Consider the following 21888-nt stretch of genomic DNA (forward strand, 5'->3'; position numbering starts at 1 on the left):
CCGATGGCCGAACTCATCACCGCCGATCTGGTCGACCTCGACGTCCCCGGCACCGACCGCGCCGAGGTCACCGCCGGGCTCGCGCGACGGCTCGTCGCCGCAGGCCGGGTCACCGACCTGGACGGCTTCCTCGCCGACATCCGCAAGCGCGAGGAGCAGATGCCGACCGGCATCGAGGGCGGCATCGGCATCCCGCACGCCCGCTCGGCGTTCGTCACCGAACCGACGCTGGCGTTCGGCCGGTCCGCCGCCGGGGTCGACTTCGGCGCATCCGACGGCCCGGCCCGCCTGATCTTCCTCATCGCCGCGCCGGAGGGCGGCGGCGAGGAGCACATGACCATCCTCGCCCAGCTCGCCCGGCGCCTCGTCCACCAGTCGTTCCGCCAGTCGCTGCTCGACGCGCCCGACGCGGACGCGGTCGTCCAGCTCGTCCGCGAGGAGGTGCTCGGACGATGAAGTTCGTGGCAGTCACGTCGTGCCCGACCGGGATCGCGCACACCTACATGGCCGCCGAGGCCCTGGAGCAGGCCGCGAAGGCCGCCGGGCACGAGATGACCGTGGAAACGCAGGGCGCGGCCGGGTCCGCGCCGCTCGACGCAGCCCGGATCGCCGAGGCCGACGCGGTGGTCTTCGCCGCGGACGTGGACGTCCGGGACCGGGAGCGGTTCGCGGGCAAGCCGACGGTCACGGCCGGGGTCAAGGCCGCCATCAACGACGGCGCCGGCCTGATCGCGCAGGCCGTGAAGGCCGCCGAGGAGGGCGCGGCCCCAGTCGCGCCGTCCGCGCCCGAGCTGGCGTCCAAGGTGGACGGTTCCGCGGGGTTTGGCACCCGGTTGCGCCAGTGGCTGATGACCGGCGTGTCCTACATGATCCCCTTCGTCGCGGCGGGCGGGATCCTCATCGCCCTGTCGTTCCTGATCGGCGGCCCGGAGGTCGCGGCCAAGGTCGGCGGCGGCGACTTCCAGGGCGTCACCTACCCGGGCATCGAGAACGTGTCCGACCTGATGAGCCAGGCCGGGATCGCCGGGGTGCTGTTCAAGATCGGGTCGCTGGCGTTCGAGATGCTCGTGCCGATCCTGTCCGGGTTCATCGCGTTCGGCATGGCCGACCGGCCGGGGATCGCGCCCGGCATCGTGGGCGGCCTGCTCGCCACCGCGACCGGCGCCGGGTTCCTCGGCGGTCTCGTGTCCGGTCTGCTGGCCGGTGCGGTCACGCTGGGCCTGAAGAAGCTGAAGGTGCCGCGCGGGGTGGCCGGGGTGATGCCCGTCGTGGTGATCCCGCTGGTGTCCACACTGGTCGTCGGGTTCCTCATGGTCGTCGTGGTGGGCGAGCCGATCGCGGCCGCGCAGACCGGCCTGAGCGACTGGCTGTCCGGCCTGTCCGGCGGCAGCGCGTGGGTGCTCGGCGCCCTCCTCGGGCTGATGATGGCCTTCGACATGGGCGGCCCGGTGAACAAGGTGGCCTACACCTTCGGCCTGGCCGCGCTCGCCAGCGGCAACTACGTGATCATGGCCGCGGTGATGGCGGCCGGCATGACGCCGCCGCTCGGGCTGGCGCTGGCCACCCTGGTGCGCCGCAACCGGTTCACCCCGGCGGAGCGGCAGGCGGGCCAGGCCGGCTGGCTGCTCGGGTTGTCGTTCATCACCGAGGGCGCGATCCCGTTCGCCGCGGGCGACCCGTTCCGGATCATCCCGTCGCTGATGGTCGGCAGCGCCACCACCGGTGCGCTGGTCGCGGCCTTCGGCGCCACCTCGCCGGCCCCGCACGGCGGCATCTGGGTGGTCGGGCTCATCGGCAACCCGCTGCTGTTCCTGCTCGCCGTCGCCATCGGCACGCTCGTCACCTGCGGGTGCGTGCTGCTCGCCAAGAGCATCGGCCGCGACCGCGCGCCCGCCGCGGCCACCCCCGAAACGTCCACCCAGGCCGTCGCGGCCTGACGCCCGAGGAGAACTGCCATGCCGGAACGCCGTGTCGTCGTCGGGTCCACCGTGGGCCTGCACGCCCGTCCCGCCGCCCTGTTCGTCAAGGCCGCCGCCGCGCAGCCGGTGCCGGTGAGCATCGGCAAGGACGGCGCCGACCCCGTCGACGCCCGCAGCATCCTGTCCGTGCTCGGCCTCGGCGCCCGGGGCGGGGACGAGGTCGTGCTCAGCGCCGACGGTCCGCAGGCCGAGCAGGCGCTCGACGAGCTTGCCGCGATCGTGGCGGCGAACCACGATGGGTGAGGTCGTCCTCCGCCCGGTGACCGGGATCGGCGTCAGCCCGGGTGTCGCGCACGGCCCGGTCGCCCGGCTGGCCGAACCGCCGCGGCTGCCGGAGGCGGACGCGCCGGAAGCCGACGTGCCTGCCGCCGTGGAGCGGGCGCGCGTGGCGCTGGCCGAGGTGGCCGCGTTTCTCGACGAACGCTCCGCCCAGGCCGGTGGTGCGGCCGCGGACGTCCTGCTGGCGCAGTCGATGATGGTCGCCGATCCCGCGCTGGTGGACCGGATCCGGGCGCGCCTGGAGGACGGACGGGGCTTGGCACACGCGGTCGCCGACGCGTTCGCCGGGTTCCGTGACGCGCTCACCGCGGCAGGCGGTTACCTCGCCGAGCGGGCCGCCGACGTCGACGACCTGCGGGACCGCACCGTGGCGCGGATCCTCGGCGTCCCGATGCCCGGCGTGCCCGACCCGGGACACCCGTTCGTCCTGGTCGCACGGGACCTCGCGCCCGCCGACACGGCCGTCCTCGACGCCGGGCGGGTGCGGGCGATCGTGACCGAGCTGGGCGGCCCCACCAGCCACACCGCGATTTTGGCGAAGTCGCTGGGCATCCCGGCGGTGGTCGCGTGCGCCGGCGCGGCGTCGCTGACCGACGGGACGCCGGTGCTCGTCCGCGGCGCGACGGGGGAGGTGGTCGTCGACCCGGCGGCCTCGCTCGTCGAGGCGGCGGAGGCCGAGGCGGCCGAACAGGCTGCCGCGCTGGCGGCCTCCAGCGGCCCTGGCCGGACCGCGGACGGCGTTCCGGTGGCGTTGCTGGTGAACGTCGGGGCGGCCCGTGACCTCGCGGCCGCGGCAGCGGCCGACTCGGAGGGCGTGGGCCTGCTGCGCACCGAGTTCCTGTACCTGGACCGGGCCGACGAGCCGTCGGTCGAGGAGCAGCGCCGAAGCTACGCCGAGGTGTTCCAGGCGTTCGGCGGTCGCAAGGTCGTGGTGCGCACGCTCGACGCGGGCGCGGACAAGCCGCTCGCGTTCGTCGACCACGGTGACGAGCCCAATCCGGCGCTCGGTGTGCGCGGTTTGCGCCTGGCCCGGCGGCACCCGCGGATGCTGGCGGACCAGCTGACCGCGATCGCCGCCGCCCGCGACGGCAGCACGGCCGAGGTGTGGGTTATGGCGCCGATGGTGTCCACGCCGGCGGAGGCCGCGGAGTTCGCCGGCGCCGCCCGCGCGCACGGGCTTCCGGTCGCCGGGACGATGGTCGAGGTGCCCGCGGCCGCGCTGCGGGCAGGCGCGATCCTCGCCGCCTGCGATTTCGTCAGCATCGGCACCAACGACCTCGGCCAGTACACGTTCGCGGCCGACCGGATGGCCGGTGAGCTGGCCGACCTGCTCGACCCGTGGCAGCCCGCGCTCCTCGAGCTGGTCCGCGCCACCGGCGCGGCAGGCACGGCGGCGGGCAAGCCCGTCGGGGTCTGCGGCGAGGCGGCGAGCGATCCGCTGCTGGCGCTGGTGCTGGTGGGCCTCGGGGTGACGAGCCTGTCGATGGCGCCGTCCGCGCTGCCCGCCGTCCGCGTCGCGCTCGCGGCCCACACGGCCGCCGAATGCGCGGAGCTCGCGCAGCTCGCCCTGTCCGCCCCGGACGCGGCGAGCGCCCGCGAGCGGGTCGCCGCCGCGGTCGGGGCCGCGGTCGGGGCCGGGTGAGGCCCGGCGGCACCCGGCGCGAGCGGGAATAGCGCGCCCTGGTCCGGGAGTTACGTCGGAGCATGAAGTTCGGGATCTCGACGTTCATCACCGACGAAGGCATCCGGCCGGGCGCGCTCGGCCGCGCGCTGGAGGAGCGCGGGTTCGACTCGCTGCTGCTCGCCGAGCATTCGCACATCCCGGTCAGCCGGGAGAGCCCCTACCCCGGCGGCGGTGAGCTGCCCCGCGTCTACTACCGCACGCTGGACCCGTTCATCGCGCTGACCGCGGCCGCGGCGGAGACCCGCGACCTGCTGCTCTTCACCGGTGTCGCCCTGCTGGTGCAGCGCGATGTCATCCACACCGCCAAGGAGGTCGCGAGCCTCGACCTGCTTTCCGGCGGCCGCGTCGCCTTCGGGGTCGGCGTGGGCTGGAACCGCGAGGAGATGCGCAACCACGGCACCGAGCCGCGCACCCGCGGCGCCCTGATCGACGAGCAGATCCAGGCGCTCAAGGCGATCTGGACGCAGGACGAGGCCGAGTTCCACGGCAAGCACGTCGACTTCGACCCGATCTGGCAGTGGCCCAAGCCGGTGCAGCGCCCGCACCCGCCGATCTACGTGGGCGGCGAGAGCGAGGCCGCACTCACCCGGCTCCTCGACCACGCCGACGGCTGGATGCCGCGGTCGCACACCCCGCCTGCGGAGATCAAGCGCGTCCGCGCCTGGCTGGCCGAGCAGGGCCGCCCCGACGTCCCGTTCACCGTCTTCGGCGCGGGCCGCAGCGAGGAGGCGCTGGCCGGGTACGCCGAGGCCGGGGTGGAGCGCGTGACGTTCATGCTCGGCACCCGCCCCGAATCGGAGACGCTCACCAAGCTCGACGAGCTCGCCGCCCTCGCGGAGGGCTACCGGTGAAGCTGGGCATTTCGACGTTCGTCACCGACGAGAGCGCGCGGGCGGACGTCCTGGCGAAGGCGGTCGAGGAGCGCGGGTTCGACACCCTGTTCGTGGCCGAGCACTCGCACATCCCGGTCAGCCGCGAAACCCGGTACCCGGCCGGCGGCGAGATGGCGCGGGCCTACTACCGGGCGCTCGACCCGTTCGTCGCGCTGACCGCGGCGGCCGCCGCGACCACGACGCTCAAGCTGGGCACCGGCATCGCCCTGCTGATCCAGCGGGACGTCCTGCACACCGCGAAGTCCGTCGCGAGCCTCGACCTGTTGTCCGGCGGGCGTTTCCTGTTCGGCGTGGGCGTCGGCTGGAACCGCGAGGAGATGCGCAACCACGGCACCGACCCGCGCACCCGTGGCGCGCTGCTGGACGAACAGATCCAGGCACTCCGGACATTGTGGACGAACGACGAGGCCGAGTTCCACGGCGTGCACGTGGATTTCGACCCGGTGTTCCAGTGGCCCAAGCCGGCGCGGGAGGTGCCGGTCTACATCGGCGGCAACAGCACCGCCGCGCTGGACCGCGCGAAGCGGCTGGACGCGGGCTGGCTCCCCAACGCCCTGCGCGATCCGGAAGCGGCCGCGGCACAGGTGGCGCAGGCCGGATCGGTTCCGGTGACCGCGACGTCCGCGCCACCGGACCCGGCGCTGCTCGACGCCTACGCCGAGGCCGGGGCCGAGCGCGTCACGCTGGGCCTGCCGGCCGCGTCGGAGGGCGACACGCTGCGCCGTCTCGACGCGCTGGCCGCGCTCGTGCCGCGCGTCAGCTGACCAGCGGCTGCAGGGCTGTGGTGCCGGTGGTGAGCGCCATGGGCAGCGTGCGGTAGTAGCGGGACGGCGCCGCGATCAGGACGATCACGACGTACCTGGCGTCGGCGCCGAGCAGGCCCGTCGTGTTGTAGACCGCCTGCGAACCGCTGGTGCCCCAGCCCTGCTTGATCGCCCACGTCGTGCCGGGCAGCCCGTCCGGGATGCCGAAGTACTGGTCCGTGCCGTCCGAGCCGTGTTCGGAGGCGTGGTACATCGCGTTGTAGAGCAGGTCGCGGGTGGCCTGCGGCAGTTCGTCCTCCATGTAGTTGTAGACCTTGACCATGTCCGCGGCGGTGATCTTCGTCGATCCCCACTGGCCCGCCGACGACGGTGGCTCGGTGCCGGTCAGCCCGATCAGCCTGGCCATCCGGGTCACGATGGCGGTGCCGCCGTGCGCGACCCACAGGCTGCTGGCGATGCCGTCGTCGCTGGCGGTGATCATCCTGGTCAGCTGGGTCTGCGTGCTGCTCGCCGGCAGGCCCCACCCGCTCTCCCGCAGCACGTCCAGCGCGATCAGCAGCTTCACCACGGACATCGAGTAGAACTGCTGGTCGGCGTTGAGCTGCGTCAGGACGACGCCGGTCTGCCGGTCGTACACCTCGACCCCGACCTCGGCGCTCGCCACCTTCGTCCGCGCGAGGTCCTGCACCCGCTGGGCGACGGTGTCGTCCTCGGCCGGGGCCGGCGGGGTGTCGGCGGCCGGCGCCGGGTCGGACTCGGTGGCGGGTGGTGGCGACGGCTCCGGGGTCGTCGTCGACGCCACCGGGGCGCTCACCTGCACGACCTCGCTCGCCGAAGACGCCCGCGGCTGGTGCTGGACCGTGAAGATAAGCATGGTCACGGCGCCGAACACCGCGGCCGGGAGCACGACCTTGCCGGCCGTCCTGCTTCTCATGACCACACAAACGCGGCCATGATCGCGGCTTGTTGCAGCCCGATCCCGGATTTCCGTGATCTACAGGGAACTCACAGCCGGCTGCCAGGGAGTTCCCAACTGCCGCGACGGATCGCGACCGATCGGTGTCAGCGCGTGTTGTCCAGCAGCAGGTGCACCGACAGCTCCAGCCGGTTCGCGACGTCGGCGGCGGACGCGCGGCGGGTGACCCACGCGACCAGGTTCGCCATCCACACGTCGGCGATGAGGTGGAAGACCGCGCGGTCGTGCTCGGTCGGCTCCTCGATGCCCATGGCGCGCGCGAACATGCTCTCCAGCAGCCGCCCGACCTGCTCGACCTCGGCGGCGGCCGTGGTGTCGGCGAACATGAACGCCCGGACCATCGCCTCGGTCAGGTGCGGGTCGCGCTGCATCAGCCGGGTGTTGCGGCTGAGCACGAAGATGAGCCGCTCGCTCGGCGTGTCGCCCGGGATGCTCGTCCGCTGCAGCTTCTCGTGCGCGCGTTCGAACTCCCTGGCCAGGCCGGAGACCAGCAGGTGGATCTTCGACGGGAAGTAGCGGTAGAGGGTGCCCAGTGCGACGTCGGCCTTCTCGGCCACGGCCCGCATCTGGACGGCGTCGTACCCGCCCTTGGACGCCAGTGCCAGTGTCGCGTCGATGATGCGCCGTCGCCGGTCCCGCTGCGCGGCGGAACCGAGCTCGTCGCTGGACAACGCGCTCATCCCGTTCTTCGGTTGGGTGGACGTCTTCGCTTTGGCGGCCATCGGCACCTGCTCCGGAACTTGTTTCAGTTTCACTGCACAGCTTACCGGTCCGCCTCCTGATCTCGCGCATCGAGTGGATCTGGCCACAAAACTGAAACACGTTCTATAGTGAGCCGCATGTCAGTCCTCACCGCGGAGCAGCGCGCGCTCGCCGGGACGATCCGCTCCGGCGCCAGGAGCCGGGACGACCTGACCGCCATCGGCGTGTTCGGCATCGGGGTGCCGGAGGACCTGGGCGGCGCGGGCGGGACGGTCGCCGACGCCGCGGTGGCCGTCGAGGAGTCCGCGGCCGCGCTCGTGCCGGGACCGGTGCTCGGGACCGTGCTGGCGGCGCTGGTGCTGGGGCGCCGTGGCGGATCGCCGGTGGCGAAGGAGCTGCTACCGGCGTTCGCGGACGGCTCGGCGAGCGCGGGCGTGGCGCTGTCGCCGGACGGGCCGGTGCTCGACGCGGACGCCACCCACGTCCTGGTGGCCGACGGCGACACGTGGAGCGTGCGCGAGCGCGGGGCGGAAACCGTCGAGTCGTTCGACCTGTCCCGCTCCTACGGGCGGCCGCGGGACGGTGACGGCACCGTGTTCGAGGGCGCTGAGCTGCGGGTTTTCGCGGCGACGCTGGCTGCGGCGGAGGCGGCCGGGATCGCGCGCTGGTGCGTGGCGACGGCGTCGGAGCACGCGAAGGTGCGCGAACAGTTCGGCCGGCCGATCGGGTCGTTCCAGGCGGTCAAGCACCTGTGCGCGGAGATGCTGTGCCGGGCCGAACTGGCCGGGGCACTGGCGTGGGACGCGGCGCGGGCCGCCGGCGAGACGCCGGAGCAACACGAGTTCGCCGCGTCGGTGGCGGCCGCCGGGGCGCTGGACGCGGCGGTGGACACCGCCAAGGACTGCATCCAGGTCCTCGGCGGGATCGGGTTCACCTGGGAGCACGACGCGCACCGGTACCTGCGCCGCGCGGTGGCGTTGCGGCAGTGGCTGGGCGGTTCGGCCGCGTGGCGCCGCTCGGCGGCGTCGCTCGCGCTGGCGGGGGTGCGGCGGGAGCTGGGGGTAGACCTGTCGGAGCACTTCGACCCGGCCGTGCGGGCGACGGTGGCGGAGATCGCCGCGCTGCCCGAGGGGGAGCGCCGGGAGCGGCTGGCGACGAGTGGATACCTGATGCCGCACTGGCCCGCGCCCTACGGGCTGGACGCGACGCCGGCGCAGCAACTGGTGATCGACGCCGAACTGGCGCGCGCCGGGGTGGCGCGGCCCGATCTGGTGATCGGCGCCTGGGCGGTGCCGACCATCCTGGAGCACGGCACGGACGAGCAGCGGCGGCGGTTCGTGATGCCGACCCTGCGCGGCGAGCTGACCTGGTGCCAGTTGTTCAGCGAGCCAGGGGCCGGCTCCGACCTGGCGTCGCTGCGGACGCGGGCGACCGAAGTGGACGGTGGGTTCGTGTTGTCCGGGCAGAAGGTCTGGACGTCGCTCGCTCAGGAGGCGGACTGGGCGATCTGCCTCGCGCGCACCGATCCGGACGCACCCAAGCACCAGGGCATCACCTACTTCCTGGTCGACATGTCGTCACCAGGCATCGACGTCCGCCCACTGCGGGAGATCACCGGGGTCGAGCGGTTCAACGAGGTCTTCCTGGACGAGGTGTTCGTGCCGTCGGCGAACGTGGTCGGCGAGGTGAACGGCGGCTGGCGCCTGGCCAGGACGACCCTGGCGAACGAACGCGTGGCGATGAGCGGCGGTTCGTCGGTCGGGGAGGCGGTGGAGTCGCTGCTGGGGGCGGTGCGTGAGCCGGATCCGGCGATGCTGGAACGGCTCGGTGCGCTGGTGGTGGAGGGCTCGGCGTGCGCGCTGCTCGACCTGCGCTCGACCCTGCGGCGGCTGGCCGGGCAGGACCCGGGGGCGGAGTCGAGCGTGCGGAAGCTGATCGGCGTGCGGCACCGGCAGGCCGCGGCGGAGGCGGCGCTGGAACTGCTCGGCCCGCCGGGTGTCCTGGTGACGGACGAGACGGCGGCGGCGCAACACGAGTTCCTGCTGACACGCTGCCTGAGCATCGCCGGCGGCACGACGCAGATCCTGCTGTCGGTGGCGGCGGAACGCCTGCTGGGGCTGCCGCGCTCCTGAAACTGTCGGTGGCCCCGCCTAGGGTGATCACCGTGGAATGGACCGAGACGACCAGGGCGATCTTCGTGCCCTCGGACCCGCCCCGGGACGGCGTGCTCGCCGTCTGGGGCGACGAGCCGGGGCCGACGCCGGTCGAGCTCGTGCTGCCCGCAGGCGCCGGGAAGTCGTTCCGCCGCGCCAGGGTCGACGCGCACGTCCTCCCGCTGGCCGACGCCATCCCGCGCCTGCTCGCCGATCCCGGACCCTCGCTCGGCGCCTGGTCCGCCGCTGTGTCCGCGGGCGTCGACCTCGTCGAGCGCGGCCGGTTCCTGCCCGCCGGATCATCGTCCGAAGTGGACTCCTGGCGCGCCGGGCCGCTCGACGCCGCCGACGAGGAACTCCTGCGCGACCTGGCCGCCGCGCTGCCGCCCGAGGCGCACGCCCTCCCGCTGTCCGGCCTCAAACGCATCCGCCTGCACTCGCCGGAAACGCTCGTCCGCGCGCTCTGGGACGCCACCGCCGACGTGCTCGTCCGCGGCCCGGCGGACGGGCGCGACGCGCGGCTCCAGCTCCGCGTGGAGGTGCGCGACACCGACGACGGCTTCGCGTTCGCCGGCGTTCTCGCCCTGCGCAGCTCCGTCGACCCCAGCCTGGTCGTCGACGCGGCCGAGTTGCGGGACGCGCCGGCCGCTGTCCGGCGCCGTTTCGGCGAGCAGGTCGAGGCCCAGCTGCTCATCGGTCTCCGGCGGGGCGCCCGCGCGTGGCCTCCGCTCGGCCGCGTGCTCGACGCGGCGGCCACCGGCGAGCTGCTCCTCGACGACGACGAGGTCGTGGAACTGCTCGACGGCAGGGCCGGTGCGCTCGCCGCCGCCGGCGTCGAGGTGCTGTGGCCGCGTGGCATGGCCGGCGAACCGGTGCGGGCCAAGGCGAGCGTCACGCCGTCGCCGGGCAGCGCGGGCGGCGGCGTGTTCCGGCTGACCGACCTGCTGCGGTTCCGCTGGCAGCTCAGCCTCGGCGGCGAAGCCCTCACCGAGGCCGAGGTCACCGCGCTCGCCGAGGCCAAGCGGCCACTGGTCCGGCTGCGCGGGCAGTGGGTGCGCGCCGACCCGTTCCTGTCCGCCCGTCTGCGCCGGGCGGGCCGCACGGTGACCGGCGCGCAGGCCCTGGCCGCGGCCCTCACCGGCGAGCTGGAGGTCGGCGACGAGCAGCTGGACTTCGCCGCCCCGCCCGCCCTCGACGGTCTCGTGGAGCGGCTGCGCGCGCCCGCCGGGCCGGTGGAGCCGGCCACCGACCTGCAGGCCACCCTGCGGCCCTACCAGCGCGCCGGGCTGTCCTGGCTGGCAAGGATGACCGAGCTGGGGCTCGGCGGGATCCTCGCCGACGACATGGGCCTCGGCAAGACCATCCAGCTCATCGCGCTGCACCTGCACCGCCGGACGCTCCGGGCCGGGCCGACACTGGTGCTGTGCCCGACCTCGCTGCTCGGCAACTGGGAGCGCGAGTTCGCCCGGTTCGCGCCGAAGGTGCCGGTGCGGCGCTTCCACGGCGGGCGGCGGCACCTGGACGACCTGGAGCCGGACGAGGTCGTGCTCGCCACGTACGGGGTGCTGCGCCGCGACCGGGCCACACTGTCCGAAGTGGACTGGGGGCTGGCCGCGGCGGACGAGGCGCAGCACGTCAAGAACCCGCTGTCAGTGACGGCCAGGGAACTGCGGCGGATCCCGGCCGCGGCGCGGGTCGCGCTGACCGGCACGCCGGTCGAGAACCGGCTCACCGAGCTGTGGTCCATCCTGGACTGGACGACGCCCGGCCTGCTCGGCACGCTCGAGCACTTCCGCCGCACGATCGCGCGCCCGGTCGAACGCGACCGTGACGCCGGCAGCGTCGAGCGCCTCGCGGCGACGGTGCGGCCGTTCCTGTTGCGGCGGCGCAAGACCGACCCGGACATCGCGCCGGAGCTGCCGAGCAAGACCGAGACCGACCGGTACGTGCCGCTGACCGCCGAGCAGGCCACCCTGTACGAGGCGGTGGTGCGGGAGAACCTCGCGAAGATCCGCGAGTCGCGGGGTGTGCAGCGGCGCGGGCAGGTGCTCAAGCTGCTCACCGAGCTGAAGCAGATCTGCAACCACCCGGCGCAGTACCTCAAGGAGAGCGGGCCGGTCGCCGGGCGGTCGGGCAAGCTCGCCGCGTTCGAGGAGCTGCTGGACGTGATCCTCGACGAGGGCGAGAGCGTGCTGGTGTTCAGCCAGTACGTGCAGCTGTGCCGGCTGCTGGAGACGCGGCTGGCCGAGCGGGGGCTGCCGGTGCAGCTGCTGTCCGGCGCCGACCCGGCGCGGCAGCGGGACGAGATGGTGGCGCGGTTCCAGCGCGGTGACGCGCCGGTGTTCCTGCTGTCGCTCAAGGCCGGAGGCGTCGGGCTGAACCTCACCCGCGCCACCCACGTGATCCACTACGACCGGTGGTGGAACCCGGCGGTCGAGGACCAGGCGACCGACCGGGCGCACCGGATCGGGCAGGACCGGCCGGTGCAGGTCCACCGGCTCATCGCGGAGGGCACTCTGGAGGAGCGGATCGCCACGGTGCTTGCCGAGAAGCGCGGCTTGGCCGAAGCCGTGGTCGGCGCGGGGGAGGACTGGATCACCGACCTGACCGACGACGAGCTGACGGCGCTCGTGCGACTGGGGCAGCCAGGCTGACAACGGGCGACCCTGGGGGCGCGGGGAATGAGGCGAGCGCCCGGCGCGGGGAGGGCTTGCCTACCGGGCGCACCCGCGCAAGACGATGTGCCGGTCATCCACGTTGGTTCGCGGTCGGCTGGTGCCGGCCGGGCGCTCCGAGATCACCCGCGCTTGTCGCGCAGCCAGCGGAGGTACGTCCAGTCCAGGAAGCGCTCCACGCCGCGCACCACGTGCGCCGACCGGATCGACGGGAACACGTCGAACGCGTGCTGCGCGCCCGGCAGTTCGGCGTACGCCACCGGCTGCTCCGAGGTCTCCCGCAGGCGGCGGACGAACTCCCGCGCCTCGCGGACCGGCACCAGCGAGTCGTGCGCCCCGTGGATCACGAAGAACGGCGGCGCCTTCTCGGTGATCCGGTCCAGCGGCGACGCGGCGATGTAGTCGTCCAGGAACCGCACCGGGTCCTTGCCCACCACGTACCTCGCCAGCAGCCCGTGCAGCCGCTGTTTGCTCGCCGTCGAACCGCTCGTCGCGGCGAAGTCGTACACGCCGTAGTGCGGGGCGCACGCCTGCACGGACGTGTCGGCGTCGGCGAAACCCGGCTGCAGGCCGGCGTCGTTCGGGGTCAGCGCCAGCAGCGCCGCCAGGTGACCGCCCGCCGAACCACCCGTCGCGGCCAGGAACGACGGATCACCCCCGTACTCATGAATGTGCTCGCGGATCCACGCCACGGCCCGCTTCACGCCGACGATGTGGTCCGGCCAGCGCGCCTTGGGCGACAGCGGGTAGTTCACCGCCACGCACACCCAGCCGCGCTGCGCCATGTGCAGCATCAGCGGGATGCCCTGGTGGTCCTTGCTGTCGATCATCCACGCGCCACCGTGGATCTGCAGCAGCACCGGCCGCCCCTCGACCGGCTCGCGCGGCCGGTAGATGTCCATCAGGAACCGCTTGCCGCCCGGCGCGTACGCCAGGTTCCGGTCCCGCCGCACCTCCGGGTTGCGCATCCGGAACGGCAGCACCAGCTGCCCCCACGGCGTCGCCAGGTCCTTCGCGTCCGGCGGGCGCGACAGGTCCGCCACGTACTTCGGCCCGAGCGCCTCGGCCAGCGCGTCCTCGACCGCGCCCCTGGCCCGTTGCGAGGTGACGATCAGCGACCCCAGCCCGGCGGCCGACGCCGCTGCCAGCCCCAGGCCGATCCGGTCCTGCACGGACCGCGCCCCGTGCCGCGCCAGGTGCGCCGCCGTGTCGGCCGCGGTCAGCGCGAGCAGGTGCGGCGCCAGCTCACCGGTCAGCCACCCGGCGAAGAACGCGGGCACCGAGGCGCGCACCCCCGGCACCGGGCGAAGGGCGTTCGCGGTCAGGGCGAGCTGGACCGCCCGCCTGGTGAGGAATCGCGGTCGCATACCCCGTGATCGTAGTCAGTTTCGCCTACCCTGGGAGGGTGCGACCGCTGTCTGGACTCGACGCCAGTTTCCTGTACCTGGAAACGTCTTCGCAGGTGCTGCACGTGTGCGGGCTGCTCACGCTGGACGGATCGACCATACCGGGCGGATATCGCTTCCCCGAGTTCAAGCGGCGGCTCGCCGAGCGCATCGCCGCGATCCCGGAGTTCCGCCGGAAACTGCACAATTCGCCGCTGAACTTCCTGCACCCGGTGTGGGTGGAGGACGAGGCGTTCGACATCGACCACCACCTGCACCGCGTCGCCGTCCCCGCGCCGGGCGACCGCGAGACGCTGGCCGAGCTGTGCGCCCACTTCGCCGGCCAGCCGCTCAACCGCGGCCGCCCGCTGTGGGAGCTGTACGTGATCGAGGGGCTGCCCGGCGACGGTGTCGCGGTGATGTTCAAGATGCACCACGCGACCGTCGACGGCGTCGGCGGCGCGAACCTGATCGCCTACCTGGCAGGCACCGAACCGGGTGAACTTCCGCCGCTGCCCGAGCCCGAACCCAACCTCGCGCCGCCCTCGCACCTCGAACTGCTCAAGACCAGCGTCGGCGAGCTGGCGCGGCGGCCGGTGGAGCTGGCGAAGCTGCTGCCCGGCCTGGCGAGCATGGCGCCCCGCTGGATCGGCCGCGCCCTGCGCCGCCAGGGCATGCCGGTGCCGTTCACCGCGCCGCGCACCTCGTTCAACTCCACCATCTCCAGCGTCCGCGCCATCGCCTACAGCACGGTCGAGCTGGACGACGTCAAGACCGTGAAGAACGCCTTCGGGGTGAAGGTGAACGACGTGGTCCTGGCGTTGTGCGCGGGCGCGCTGCGCCGCTACCTGGACGCGCGCGGCGAGCTGCCCAAGGACCCGCTGGTGGCGACCGTCCCGGTGTCGACGCTGGACCGCACCAGCCAGGAGGGCGACAGCAACAACAAGGTGTCCGCGTTCTTCGCGACCCTGCCCACCCACCTGCCGGAGTCCGCCGCCCGGGTCTACGCGGTCGCGGAGAGCAACCGCCAGGCCAAGGAGCACCACCACGAGATCGACGCGGACATGCTGCAGGACTGGGCCCAGTTCGCCGCGCCCGGCCTGTTCGGGCTCGCAGTGCGGGCCTACGCGGCGCTGCGGCTGGCCGACAAGCACCCGGTGGTGCACAACCTGGTCGTCTCCAACGTGCCCGGACCGCCGATGCCGCTGTACTTCGTCGGCGCGCGGGTGACGGCCTTCTACCCGCTCGGCCCGGTGTTCCACGGCGCCGGGTTGAACGTGACCGTGCTGTCCTACGCCGGGAAGGTTGACATCGGGCTCCTCGCGGCACGAGAACTCGTTCCAGATCTGTGGGCGCTGGCCGACGCGATGCGGGACGAGATGAAGGAACTGCTGGACGCGGCCTCGGCTCTTGCCTGAACGCGGCTCCTCGGCTAAGACTAGAACAGGTTTCAGTCTTGTAGCCGAGGAGCCGGTGTGGACTTCACCCTGGACGCGACCCGGGCCGAGATCGCCGCGCTGACCGCGGACGTCCTCGCCAGGGACCCCGAGCACGCCTGGCAGGCGCTGGCGAAGGCCGGCCTGCTCGCGCTCGCCCTGCCCGAGGAGCTGGGCGGGGACGGGCTCGGCCCGGCCGAGGTCGCGGTGGTGCTGACCGAGGTCGGCCGGGCGGGCGCGCAGGTGCCCGTGCTCGCCGCACTCGCGCTCGGGGTGCTGCCGCTGAACCGGATGGGCAGCCCGGAGCAGCGTGCGCGGTGGCTGCCGGAGATCGCGTCGGGCGAGGTCGTCGTCACGGCCGCGCCGCACGAGCCGTCCCGGCCGTTCGCCGCGGAGCCCTCGACCGAGGCCGTCGCCGTGGACGGCGGCTGGGCGCTGACCGGGACGAAGACCCTGGTGCCGTCGCTGGCGCAGGCCCGGTGCGTCCTCGTGCCCGCGACGCTGCCGTGGGGACCGGGCGTGTTCCTCGTCGATCCGCGGGCCGAGGGCGCGGAGGTGCACGGCACGTCGTTGCGGCTGTCCGGCGTCCGGGTGGGTGAGGCGGACCTGCTGCGGGACGGCTCGCTCGCGGACCTGCGCCGGTTCACGCTCGCCGGCGCGGTCGCGCTCGGCGACGGCGCGGTGGCCGGAGCGCTGGCGCTGACCACCGCGCACGTGCGGCAGCGCGAGCAGTTCGGCCGTCCACTTGCGACGTTCCAGGCGGTGGCGCAGCAGATCGCGGACGTCTACATCGCCTCCCGAACGCTGCACCTGGCCGCGTTGTCCGCGGTGTGGCGGCTCGACGAGGGGCTCGACGCGGACGAGGACCTGGCGATCGCCGCGTACTGGCTCGCCGAGGAGGCGCCCAAGGCGCTCGCGGTGTGCCACCACCTGCACGGCGGCCTCGGCGTCGACATCACCTACCCGCTGCACCGCCACTACGGGCTGGTCAAGGAGCTCGCCGCGCTGACCGGCGGCGCGAGCGAGCGGCTGGACCGGCTCGGCGACCTGGTGGAGGCCTGATGCACATCGAACTGACCGCGCCGCAACGGAAACTGCGTGACGAGCTGCGCGAGTACTTCGCCGGGCTGATCACGCCGGAGGAGCGGCAGGCGCTGCTCCGCGAGCGGCACGGCGAGGTCTACCGCCGCATCGTGCGCCGGATGGGCAGCGACGGGCGGCTCGGCGTCGGCTGGCCCGAGGAGTACGGCGGCGGCGGGTTCGGCGACCTGGAGCAGCACATCTTCGCCGACGAGGCCGCGCGCGCCGACGTGCAGCTGCCGTCGGTGACGCTGCAGACGGTCGGGCCGACCCTGCAGGAGTACGGCACGCCGGAGCAGAAGGCGTTCTTCCTGCCGAAGATCCTCGCCGGGGAGGTGCACTTCGCGATCGGCTACACCGAACCCGAAGCGGGCACCGACCTCGCGTCCCTGCGCACCACCGCGGTACGCGACGGCGATTCCTACCTGGTCAACGGGCAGAAGATCTTCACGACCGGCGGGCACGACGCCGACTACGTCTGGCTCGCCGTGCGCACCGATCCGGACGCGCCCAAGCACAAGGGCATCTCGATCCTGATCGTCGACACCACCGACCCCGGCTACTCGTGGACGCCGATCATCACCTGCGACGGCGCACACCACGTCAACGCCACGTACTACTCCGATGTCCGGGTCCCGGTGTCGATGCGGGTCGGCGAGGAGAACCAGGGCTGGAAGCTGATCACCACCCAGCTCAACCACGAGCGGGTCATGCTCGGTCCCGCCGGGCGGATCGGCGGGCTCTACGACCGGGTGCGGGCCTGGGCCGCCGAGCGCGACCTGCTCGGCGAGCCCGACGTCCGCCGGGCGCTCGGCGAGACGCTCGCCGTGGTGCGGATCAACGAGCTGCTCAACTGGCAGGTCGCGGCCGCGGAGCTGGATGTCGCGGACGCCTCGGCGACCAAGGTGTTCGGCTCGGACCGCATCCAGCGGGTGGCGCGGCTGGTGGAGGAGATCGTGGCCCGGCACGGGGATCCGTCCGATCCGGGCACCGCCGCGCTCGCCGAGTGGCTGGACGTGCTGGCGCGGCGCAACATCGTGCTCACTTTCGGGGGTGGCGTGAACGAGATCCAGCGCGAGCTGATCGCGACGGCCGGACTGGGATTGCCGAGGGTGCCGCGATGAGCGTCGAAGAGGCCGCTGCCCGGATCCGCGCGCAAGGCGAGTCGTCGCGCCGCCTGGCCCGTGATCCGGTGAACCAGGCGATGATCAACAACTGGGTCGAGGCGATCGGCGACGCCAACCCGCGGTACGCCGAGGGCGTCGCGCCGCCGGCCATGGTGCAGGTGTGGACGATGAACGGCCTGCACGGGCAGCGCGCGGCGGACGACCCGCTGGGCGCGATGATGGCCGTCCTCGACGAGGCCGGTTACACGTCGGTCGTCGCGACGAACTCCGAGCAGACCTACCACCGCTACCTGCGGGTCGGCGAGCACGTGTCGGCGTCGACAGCGCTGGAGTCGGTCGTGGGGCCGAAGCGGACCGCGCTGGGCGAGGGCTGGTTCGTCACCACCCGCACGTCCTGGTACGTCGGCGACGAACTGGTGGCCGACATGCTGTTCCGGGTGCTGAAGTTCGCGCCGCCCCCGTCCGCGCGGGGCGCGCTGCGGCCGGTGATCAGCCGGGACACCGAGTTCTTCTGGGAGGGCACGAAGGCCGGCGAGCTGCGGATCCAGCGCTGGGGCGATGTGCTGCGGCACCCGCCGGGGCCGATGCCGCCGGACGGCGACCTGGACGCGAAACCGGATTGGGTGGTGGCGAGCGGGCGCGGCACGGTCCACAGCTACGTCGTGCACCACCGGCCGGCGGTGCCGGGCAAGCAGCTGCCGTTCGTGATCGCGCTGGTCGAGCTGGAGGAGGGGGTGCGGATGCTGGGCGAACTGGTCGGGGCCGATCCCGCGGAGGTCCACATCGGACTACCGGTGACCGCGACGTTCCTGAAGGTGGACGACGATCTGACGTTGCCGGCTTGGCGGGTGGCGCGATGACCGCCGCCGGAACCGAGCTGCCCGAGCTGGTCTTCGACGTCACGCCCACGTTCGTGATCAGCACCGCGCTGGCGACGCGGGACTTCCAGGACGTGCACCACGACCGGGACGCGGCGGTCGCGCGCGGGTCGAAGGACATCTTCCTCAACATCCTCACCGACACCGGGCTGGTGCAGCGGTTCGTGACGGACTGGGCGGGGCCGGACGCGCTGGTCCGGTCGATCAAGATCAAGCTCGGCGTGCCGTGCTACGCGGGGGACCGGCTGGTGTTCACCGGGCGGGTCGCGTCGGTCGAGGGGCGGGTCGCGGTCGTCGAGGTGACCGGGACCGGGCAGCTGGGGGCGCACGTGAGCGGGACGGTGACCGTGGAGCTGGCGGCATGACACTGTCGGGCAAGGCGGCGATCGCCGGGATCGGCGCGACGGAGTTCTCGAAGGACTCGGGACGCAGCGAGCTGCGGCTGGCGGCCGAGGCGGTGCGCGCGGCACTGGACGACGCCGGGTTACGGCCGTCCGATGTGGACGGTCTGGTGTCGTTCACGATGGACGGCAACGCCGAAATCGCGGTGGCGCGGGAGCTGGGCATCCCGGAGCTGACGTTCTTCAGCCGGGTGCACTACGGCGGCGGCGCGGCGGCGGCGACGGTCCAGCAGGCGGCGATGGCGGTCGCCACCGGGGTGGCCGAGGTGGTGGTGGCGTACCGGGCGTTCAACGAGCGGTCCGGGCACCGGTTCGGGCAGGTGTCGTCCGCGGCGGCGGGGCAGGTGAACTCCTCCGGGGTGGACAACGCGTTCCACTACCCGATGGGGCTGGCCACGCCCGCGGCCACGGTCGCGATGGTGGCGCAGCGGTACCTGTACGAGTACGGCGCGTCGACCGAGGACTTCGGCCGGGTGGCGGTGCTGGACCGCAAGCACGCGGCGACGAACCCGGCAGCGTGGTTCCACGGCAAGCCGATCACGCTGGCGGAGCACCAGGCGTCGCGGTGGATCGCCGAACCGCTGCGGTTGCTGGACTGCTGCCAGGAGTCCGACGGCGGGGTCGCGCTGGTGATCACGAGCGCCGCGCGGGCACGCGACCTGCGCCACCCGCCCGCGGTGATCGCCGCGGCGGCGCAGGGGAGCGGGCCGGACCAGTACATCATGACCAGCTACTACCGGGACGAGCTCGCGGGCCTGCCGGAGATGGGCGTGGTCGCGCGGCAGCTGTGGGCGCAGGCCGGCGCGGGGCCGTCCGACATGGACGTCGCGGTGCTCTACGACCACTTCACGCCGTACGTGCTGATGCAGCTGGAGGAGCTGGGGTTCTGCGGCCGCGGCGAGGCGCCCGGTTTCGTGGCGTCCGGAGCGCTCGAACTGGACGGCTCGCTGCCGCTGAACCCGCACGGCGGCCAGCTCGGCGAGGCGTACATCCACGGGATGAACGGCATCGCGGAGGGGGTGCGCCAGATCCGCGGCACGTCGTGCAACCAGGTGCCGTCGGTGTCGCACGTGCTGGTGACGGCCGGTACCGGCGTGCCGACCAGCGGGCTGGTGCTGGCTCAGTCGTAGCCGCGGATGAGGTGGCTCTCGTCGTCCACCAGGTCGGTGGTGTCGAGGGTGTCCTCGATGACGGATTGGTCGGTGATCGGTTCGGTGGCCGGCATCGTCCTTCGTCCTTCCTGACGTCGCCTACGGTGTGTGGTTCCCGTCACAGGGGTGGCGAAACACCGGCGATTTTCAGCGGACGGGCACCGGGATCCAGGCGGGCCAGCGTGGGCCGGCCAGTCGGCGAGCAGTATCGCCAAGATGCGAAGGTCCGGGCCGGGGCCGTTGGGGATGTGGCACGCTCGCGAGTACCACCACACGGCGTTCTGCGCCGCGAAGAACCACGCGAACCCGATGAGGGCGTACTGCACCGCGCGAAGGCACCCTCCCGCGCTTCCGCGGGCCGTGTCGGCTGGCTCCACCTGGTCTCCCCCTTGCGCGTCGCCCGCCAGTCTCGCTTCAGTGGAGCGGAACCGGGATCCAGGCGGGCCACCCGTCCGGATGCTCGGACCAACAGGACATCTTGGGGCTGTAGGGATCGACGAACACCGGGATGTTGACCACCCAGTAGAGCCAGGTGACCAGCAGGACCACTCCGACCAGCAGCACGGGCGTCCACCAGCGCAGGCGGGGCCACAACCACCGGTGCAGGCGGTGCACCAGGCGGGCGGCCAGGGCCAAGACCACCAAGTCGATGATCAACGCCAGCAGGATGCCAAGGTCCGGGCCGGGGCCGTTGGGGATGTGGCACGCCCGCGAGTACCACCACACGGCCTGCTGGGCTGCGAAGAACCAGGCGAACCCAACCAAGGCGTACAGGAAGGCGCGAAGGCAGCCCCGGGCGAAGTCGGCTTCGAGATCGTCCGCCACTGGCCTCCCGTCCGGCCGGTTCACCGGTTGCGCCGTCTCGCGGTGTGGAATTCACCTCGATGACCTCTAGCGCACACAAGCGTTCATGGGCGAACTTGAGGACGTGCAGATCCCGGTCCTGGTTGCGTGGAGCCTGACGGTGGCGTTCGCGCTGCTGGCGGTTCCCAGCGTGGTCCGGCTGGTGCGCCTGGACGCCCTCACGACCACCCCGGACACCCGCCAGCAGGACGTCGCCGAGCTGCTGATGGTCCTGGCGATGCTCGCGATGGTCTCGCCGCTCGGGGGGCCCATTCCGGCGGCCGGGTGGCAGGCCATCCTGGTCCTCACCGCCGGCTGGTTCCTGGTCGCCGCGCTGCGGGGGCGCCGGTGCTGCGCCATGCACCACCTCGTGTCCGCCGCGGCGATGCTGTACATGATCACCGCGATGCCCGGCCACCACGACGGGCCCTGGATGGCGATGACATCCGGCCGGCTCGCCTGGCCCGTGCTGGCGCTGGCCGCCATCGGCTACTTCGCCGTCGACAGCGTCCGCTCCGGCATCCTCGGCGCGCGCTGGGCCCGCACCGAGAGCCTGCGCGACCACCGCGCGGTCCGCCAGGTCTGCCGCGCCCTGATGGGCGTCGGCATGGCGTACATGCTGGTCAGCGGCTTGTGAGCAGCGCGTCCGCCAGCACCGGCGCGTCCCGCTCCACGGCCGTCGTCGTCAGCGCCAGGCCCTCGTCCGTCCGCCACACCCGCGTCCGCAACGTCTCCCCGGGCAGCACGATCCCCGCGAACCGCGCGGAGAACGACCCGACGCGCGTGACGTCGGCGTCCAGCATGGCGTCCGTGACGGCCTTGGCGACCATCCCGTACGTGCACAGCCCGTGCAGGATCGGCGCCTCGAACCCCGCCGACCGGGCGAACTCCGGGTCGATGTGCAGCGGGTTCCGGTCGCCGCACAGCCGGTAGATCAGCGCCTGCTGCGGCAGCGTCGGCGTGTCGATCACCGCGTCCGGCTCCCGGTCCGGCAGTTCGACACGCGAGGAAGAACCCCGCGAACCACCGAACCCGCCCTCGCCGCGGGCGAAGATGCTCGACCGCGCCGTCCACAACGGCGCCCCGTCCGTCGACACCACCGACGTCTCGTTGACGATCACCGCCGCCTTGCCCTTGTCCAGCACGTCCACGATCCGCGTCCGCGCGACCGCCTTGCCCTCGACCGGGATCGGCCGGTGCACGGTCACCGCCTGCGTCCCGTGCACCACCTTCGCCAGATCGACCTCGATGCCGGGGAACGACACCGCGGGCGGCTCGTAGATGCGCAGGTTCGCCGCCACCGTCGCGAACGTCGGCAGCACCCGCAGGTCCCGCTCGTAGGTGTAGCGCAGCTCCCGCGGATCGGCCGGCCGGGCGCCCGCGCCCAGCGCCAGGTGGTAGAGCAGCACGTCGGACGGCGTCCAGGCGAACGTCAGCTCGTCGAGCTCGGCACCGATGGCGACGTCGGGATCGATGGGCAAC

20 protein-coding genes are annotated in these 21888 nt (G+C 73.0%); 15 read left to right on the forward strand and 5 right to left on the reverse strand.

Going from position 1 to position 21888, the window contains the following annotated elements; all coding sequences use genetic code 11:
* The first annotated feature begins 3 nt into the window (after positions 1 to 3).
* The 6 genes from AMYTH_RS0140420 (at position 4) to AMYTH_RS0140450 (ending at position 5599) form a co-directional block, all read left to right on the forward strand.
* Positions 4 to 456: a PTS sugar transporter subunit IIA gene (locus AMYTH_RS0140420; protein ID WP_027935010.1), complete on the forward strand. Its 453-nt coding sequence runs from the start codon at positions 4 to 6 to the stop codon at positions 454 to 456.
* A complete protein-coding gene (locus tag AMYTH_RS0140425) occupies positions 453 to 1937 on the forward strand; it encodes a PTS fructose transporter subunit IIC (RefSeq protein ID WP_027935011.1) in 1485 nt (494 codons plus the stop codon). The genes AMYTH_RS0140420 and AMYTH_RS0140425 overlap by 4 nt, the downstream gene beginning before the upstream one ends.
* Positions 1938 to 1955: 18 nt before the next feature.
* The gene (locus tag AMYTH_RS0140430; RefSeq protein ID WP_017983790.1) at positions 1956 to 2222 is read left to right on the forward strand and encodes an HPr family phosphocarrier protein; all 267 of its coding nucleotides are present in this window, start codon (positions 1956 to 1958) and stop codon (positions 2220 to 2222) included.
* The gene (gene ptsP, locus AMYTH_RS0140435; protein ID WP_027935012.1) at positions 2215 to 3900 is read left to right on the forward strand and encodes a phosphoenolpyruvate--protein phosphotransferase; all 1686 of its coding nucleotides are present in this window, start codon (positions 2215 to 2217) and stop codon (positions 3898 to 3900) included. The genes AMYTH_RS0140430 and ptsP overlap by 8 nt, the downstream gene beginning before the upstream one ends.
* A gap of 62 nt (positions 3901 to 3962) precedes the next feature.
* On the forward strand, positions 3963 to 4793 hold the full coding sequence (locus AMYTH_RS0140445) for an LLM class F420-dependent oxidoreductase (protein WP_027935013.1): 831 nt from the start codon (positions 3963 to 3965) through the stop codon (positions 4791 to 4793).
* On the forward strand, positions 4790 to 5599 hold the full coding sequence (locus AMYTH_RS0140450) for an LLM class F420-dependent oxidoreductase (protein ID WP_027935014.1): 810 nt from the start codon (positions 4790 to 4792) through the stop codon (positions 5597 to 5599). Before AMYTH_RS0140445 ends, AMYTH_RS0140450 begins: the two co-directional genes overlap by 4 nt.
* Here AMYTH_RS0140450 and AMYTH_RS0140455 read toward each other — a convergent pair.
* Together AMYTH_RS0140455 and kstR are read right to left on the reverse strand one after the other, a co-directional pair.
* Entirely contained in the window at positions 5592 to 6533 is a 942-nt protein-coding gene (locus tag AMYTH_RS0140455) for a class A beta-lactamase-related serine hydrolase (RefSeq protein WP_228685161.1), read from the reverse strand. The genes AMYTH_RS0140450 and AMYTH_RS0140455 overlap by 8 nt on opposite strands.
* A 128-nt stretch (positions 6534 to 6661) precedes the next feature.
* Positions 6662 to 7297 (reverse strand): cholesterol catabolism transcriptional regulator KstR, encoded by a 636-nt coding sequence (kstR, locus tag AMYTH_RS0140460; RefSeq protein ID WP_081617721.1) that lies wholly within the window; start codon positions 7295 to 7297, stop codon positions 6662 to 6664.
* Between the two features lie 117 nt (positions 7298 to 7414).
* Here kstR and AMYTH_RS0140465 point away from each other — a divergent pair, with 117 nt between their 5' ends.
* Together AMYTH_RS0140465 and AMYTH_RS0140470 are read left to right on the forward strand one after the other, a co-directional pair.
* Complete coding sequence (locus AMYTH_RS0140465) at positions 7415 to 9409, forward strand: acyl-CoA dehydrogenase (RefSeq protein ID WP_027935016.1); 1995 nt, start codon at positions 7415 to 7417, stop codon at positions 9407 to 9409.
* A gap of 32 nt (positions 9410 to 9441) precedes the next feature.
* Entirely contained in the window at positions 9442 to 12084 is a 2643-nt protein-coding gene (locus AMYTH_RS0140470) for a DEAD/DEAH box helicase (protein WP_027935017.1), read from the forward strand.
* Positions 12085 to 12227: 143 nt separating this feature from the next.
* Here AMYTH_RS0140470 and AMYTH_RS0140475 read toward each other — a convergent pair whose 3' ends face one another.
* A complete protein-coding gene (locus AMYTH_RS0140475) occupies positions 12228 to 13472 on the reverse strand; it encodes an alpha/beta hydrolase (protein ID WP_027935018.1) in 1245 nt (414 codons plus the stop codon).
* 38 nt (positions 13473 to 13510) lie between these two features.
* On the opposite strand from AMYTH_RS0140475, the gene AMYTH_RS0140480 reads away from it, so the two are divergent.
* Genes AMYTH_RS0140480 through AMYTH_RS0140505 form a run of 6 tightly spaced genes read left to right on the forward strand, consistent with a single transcriptional unit; the run spans position 13511 to position 19542 of the window.
* Positions 13511 to 14908 (forward strand): WS/DGAT/MGAT family O-acyltransferase, encoded by a 1398-nt coding sequence (locus AMYTH_RS0140480; RefSeq protein ID WP_027935019.1) that lies wholly within the window; start codon positions 13511 to 13513, stop codon positions 14906 to 14908.
* 57 nt (positions 14909 to 14965) lie between these two features.
* Positions 14966 to 15988, forward strand: coding sequence for an acyl-CoA dehydrogenase family protein (locus tag AMYTH_RS0140485; RefSeq protein WP_027935020.1), 1023 nt, complete (start codon positions 14966 to 14968; stop codon positions 15986 to 15988).
* On the forward strand, positions 15988 to 17130 hold the full coding sequence (locus AMYTH_RS0140490) for an acyl-CoA dehydrogenase family protein (RefSeq protein ID WP_027935021.1): 1143 nt from the start codon (positions 15988 to 15990) through the stop codon (positions 17128 to 17130). Before AMYTH_RS0140485 ends, AMYTH_RS0140490 begins: the two co-directional genes overlap by 1 nt.
* A complete protein-coding gene (locus tag AMYTH_RS0140495) occupies positions 17127 to 17993 on the forward strand; it encodes a bifunctional MaoC family dehydratase N-terminal/OB-fold nucleic acid binding domain-containing protein (RefSeq protein WP_027935022.1) in 867 nt (288 codons plus the stop codon). Before AMYTH_RS0140490 ends, AMYTH_RS0140495 begins: the two co-directional genes overlap by 4 nt.
* Positions 17990 to 18376 carry a MaoC family dehydratase gene (locus AMYTH_RS0140500; RefSeq protein ID WP_027935023.1) on the forward strand — a complete coding sequence of 129 codons (387 nt, stop codon included), beginning with the start codon at positions 17990 to 17992 and terminating at the stop codon, positions 18374 to 18376. The genes AMYTH_RS0140495 and AMYTH_RS0140500 overlap by 4 nt, the downstream gene beginning before the upstream one ends.
* Positions 18373 to 19542, forward strand: coding sequence for a lipid-transfer protein (locus tag AMYTH_RS0140505; protein ID WP_027935024.1), 1170 nt, complete (start codon positions 18373 to 18375; stop codon positions 19540 to 19542). The genes AMYTH_RS0140500 and AMYTH_RS0140505 overlap by 4 nt, the downstream gene beginning before the upstream one ends.
* A 435-nt stretch (positions 19543 to 19977) precedes the next feature.
* Here AMYTH_RS0140505 and AMYTH_RS0140515 read toward each other — a convergent pair whose 3' ends face one another.
* Positions 19978 to 20388 (reverse strand): hypothetical protein, encoded by a 411-nt coding sequence (locus tag AMYTH_RS0140515; RefSeq protein ID WP_228685163.1) that lies wholly within the window; start codon positions 20386 to 20388, stop codon positions 19978 to 19980.
* A gap of 85 nt (positions 20389 to 20473) precedes the next feature.
* Between AMYTH_RS0140515 and AMYTH_RS0140520 the strand changes: the two genes are divergently transcribed.
* A complete protein-coding gene (locus AMYTH_RS0140520; protein ID WP_027935026.1) occupies positions 20474 to 21043 on the forward strand; it encodes a DUF5134 domain-containing protein in 570 nt (189 codons plus the stop codon).
* Here the strand turns inward: AMYTH_RS0140520 and AMYTH_RS0140525 are convergent.
* Positions 21030 to 21887 (reverse strand): MaoC/PaaZ C-terminal domain-containing protein, encoded by an 858-nt coding sequence (locus AMYTH_RS0140525; protein ID WP_027935027.1) that lies wholly within the window; start codon positions 21885 to 21887, stop codon positions 21030 to 21032. The genes AMYTH_RS0140520 and AMYTH_RS0140525 overlap by 14 nt on opposite strands.
* Between the last annotated feature and the right edge of the window lies 1 nt (position 21888).

This window comes from Amycolatopsis thermoflava N1165 (assembly GCF_000473265.1).
Lineage (GTDB): Bacteria > Actinomycetota > Actinomycetes > Mycobacteriales > Pseudonocardiaceae > Amycolatopsis_E > Amycolatopsis_E thermoflava.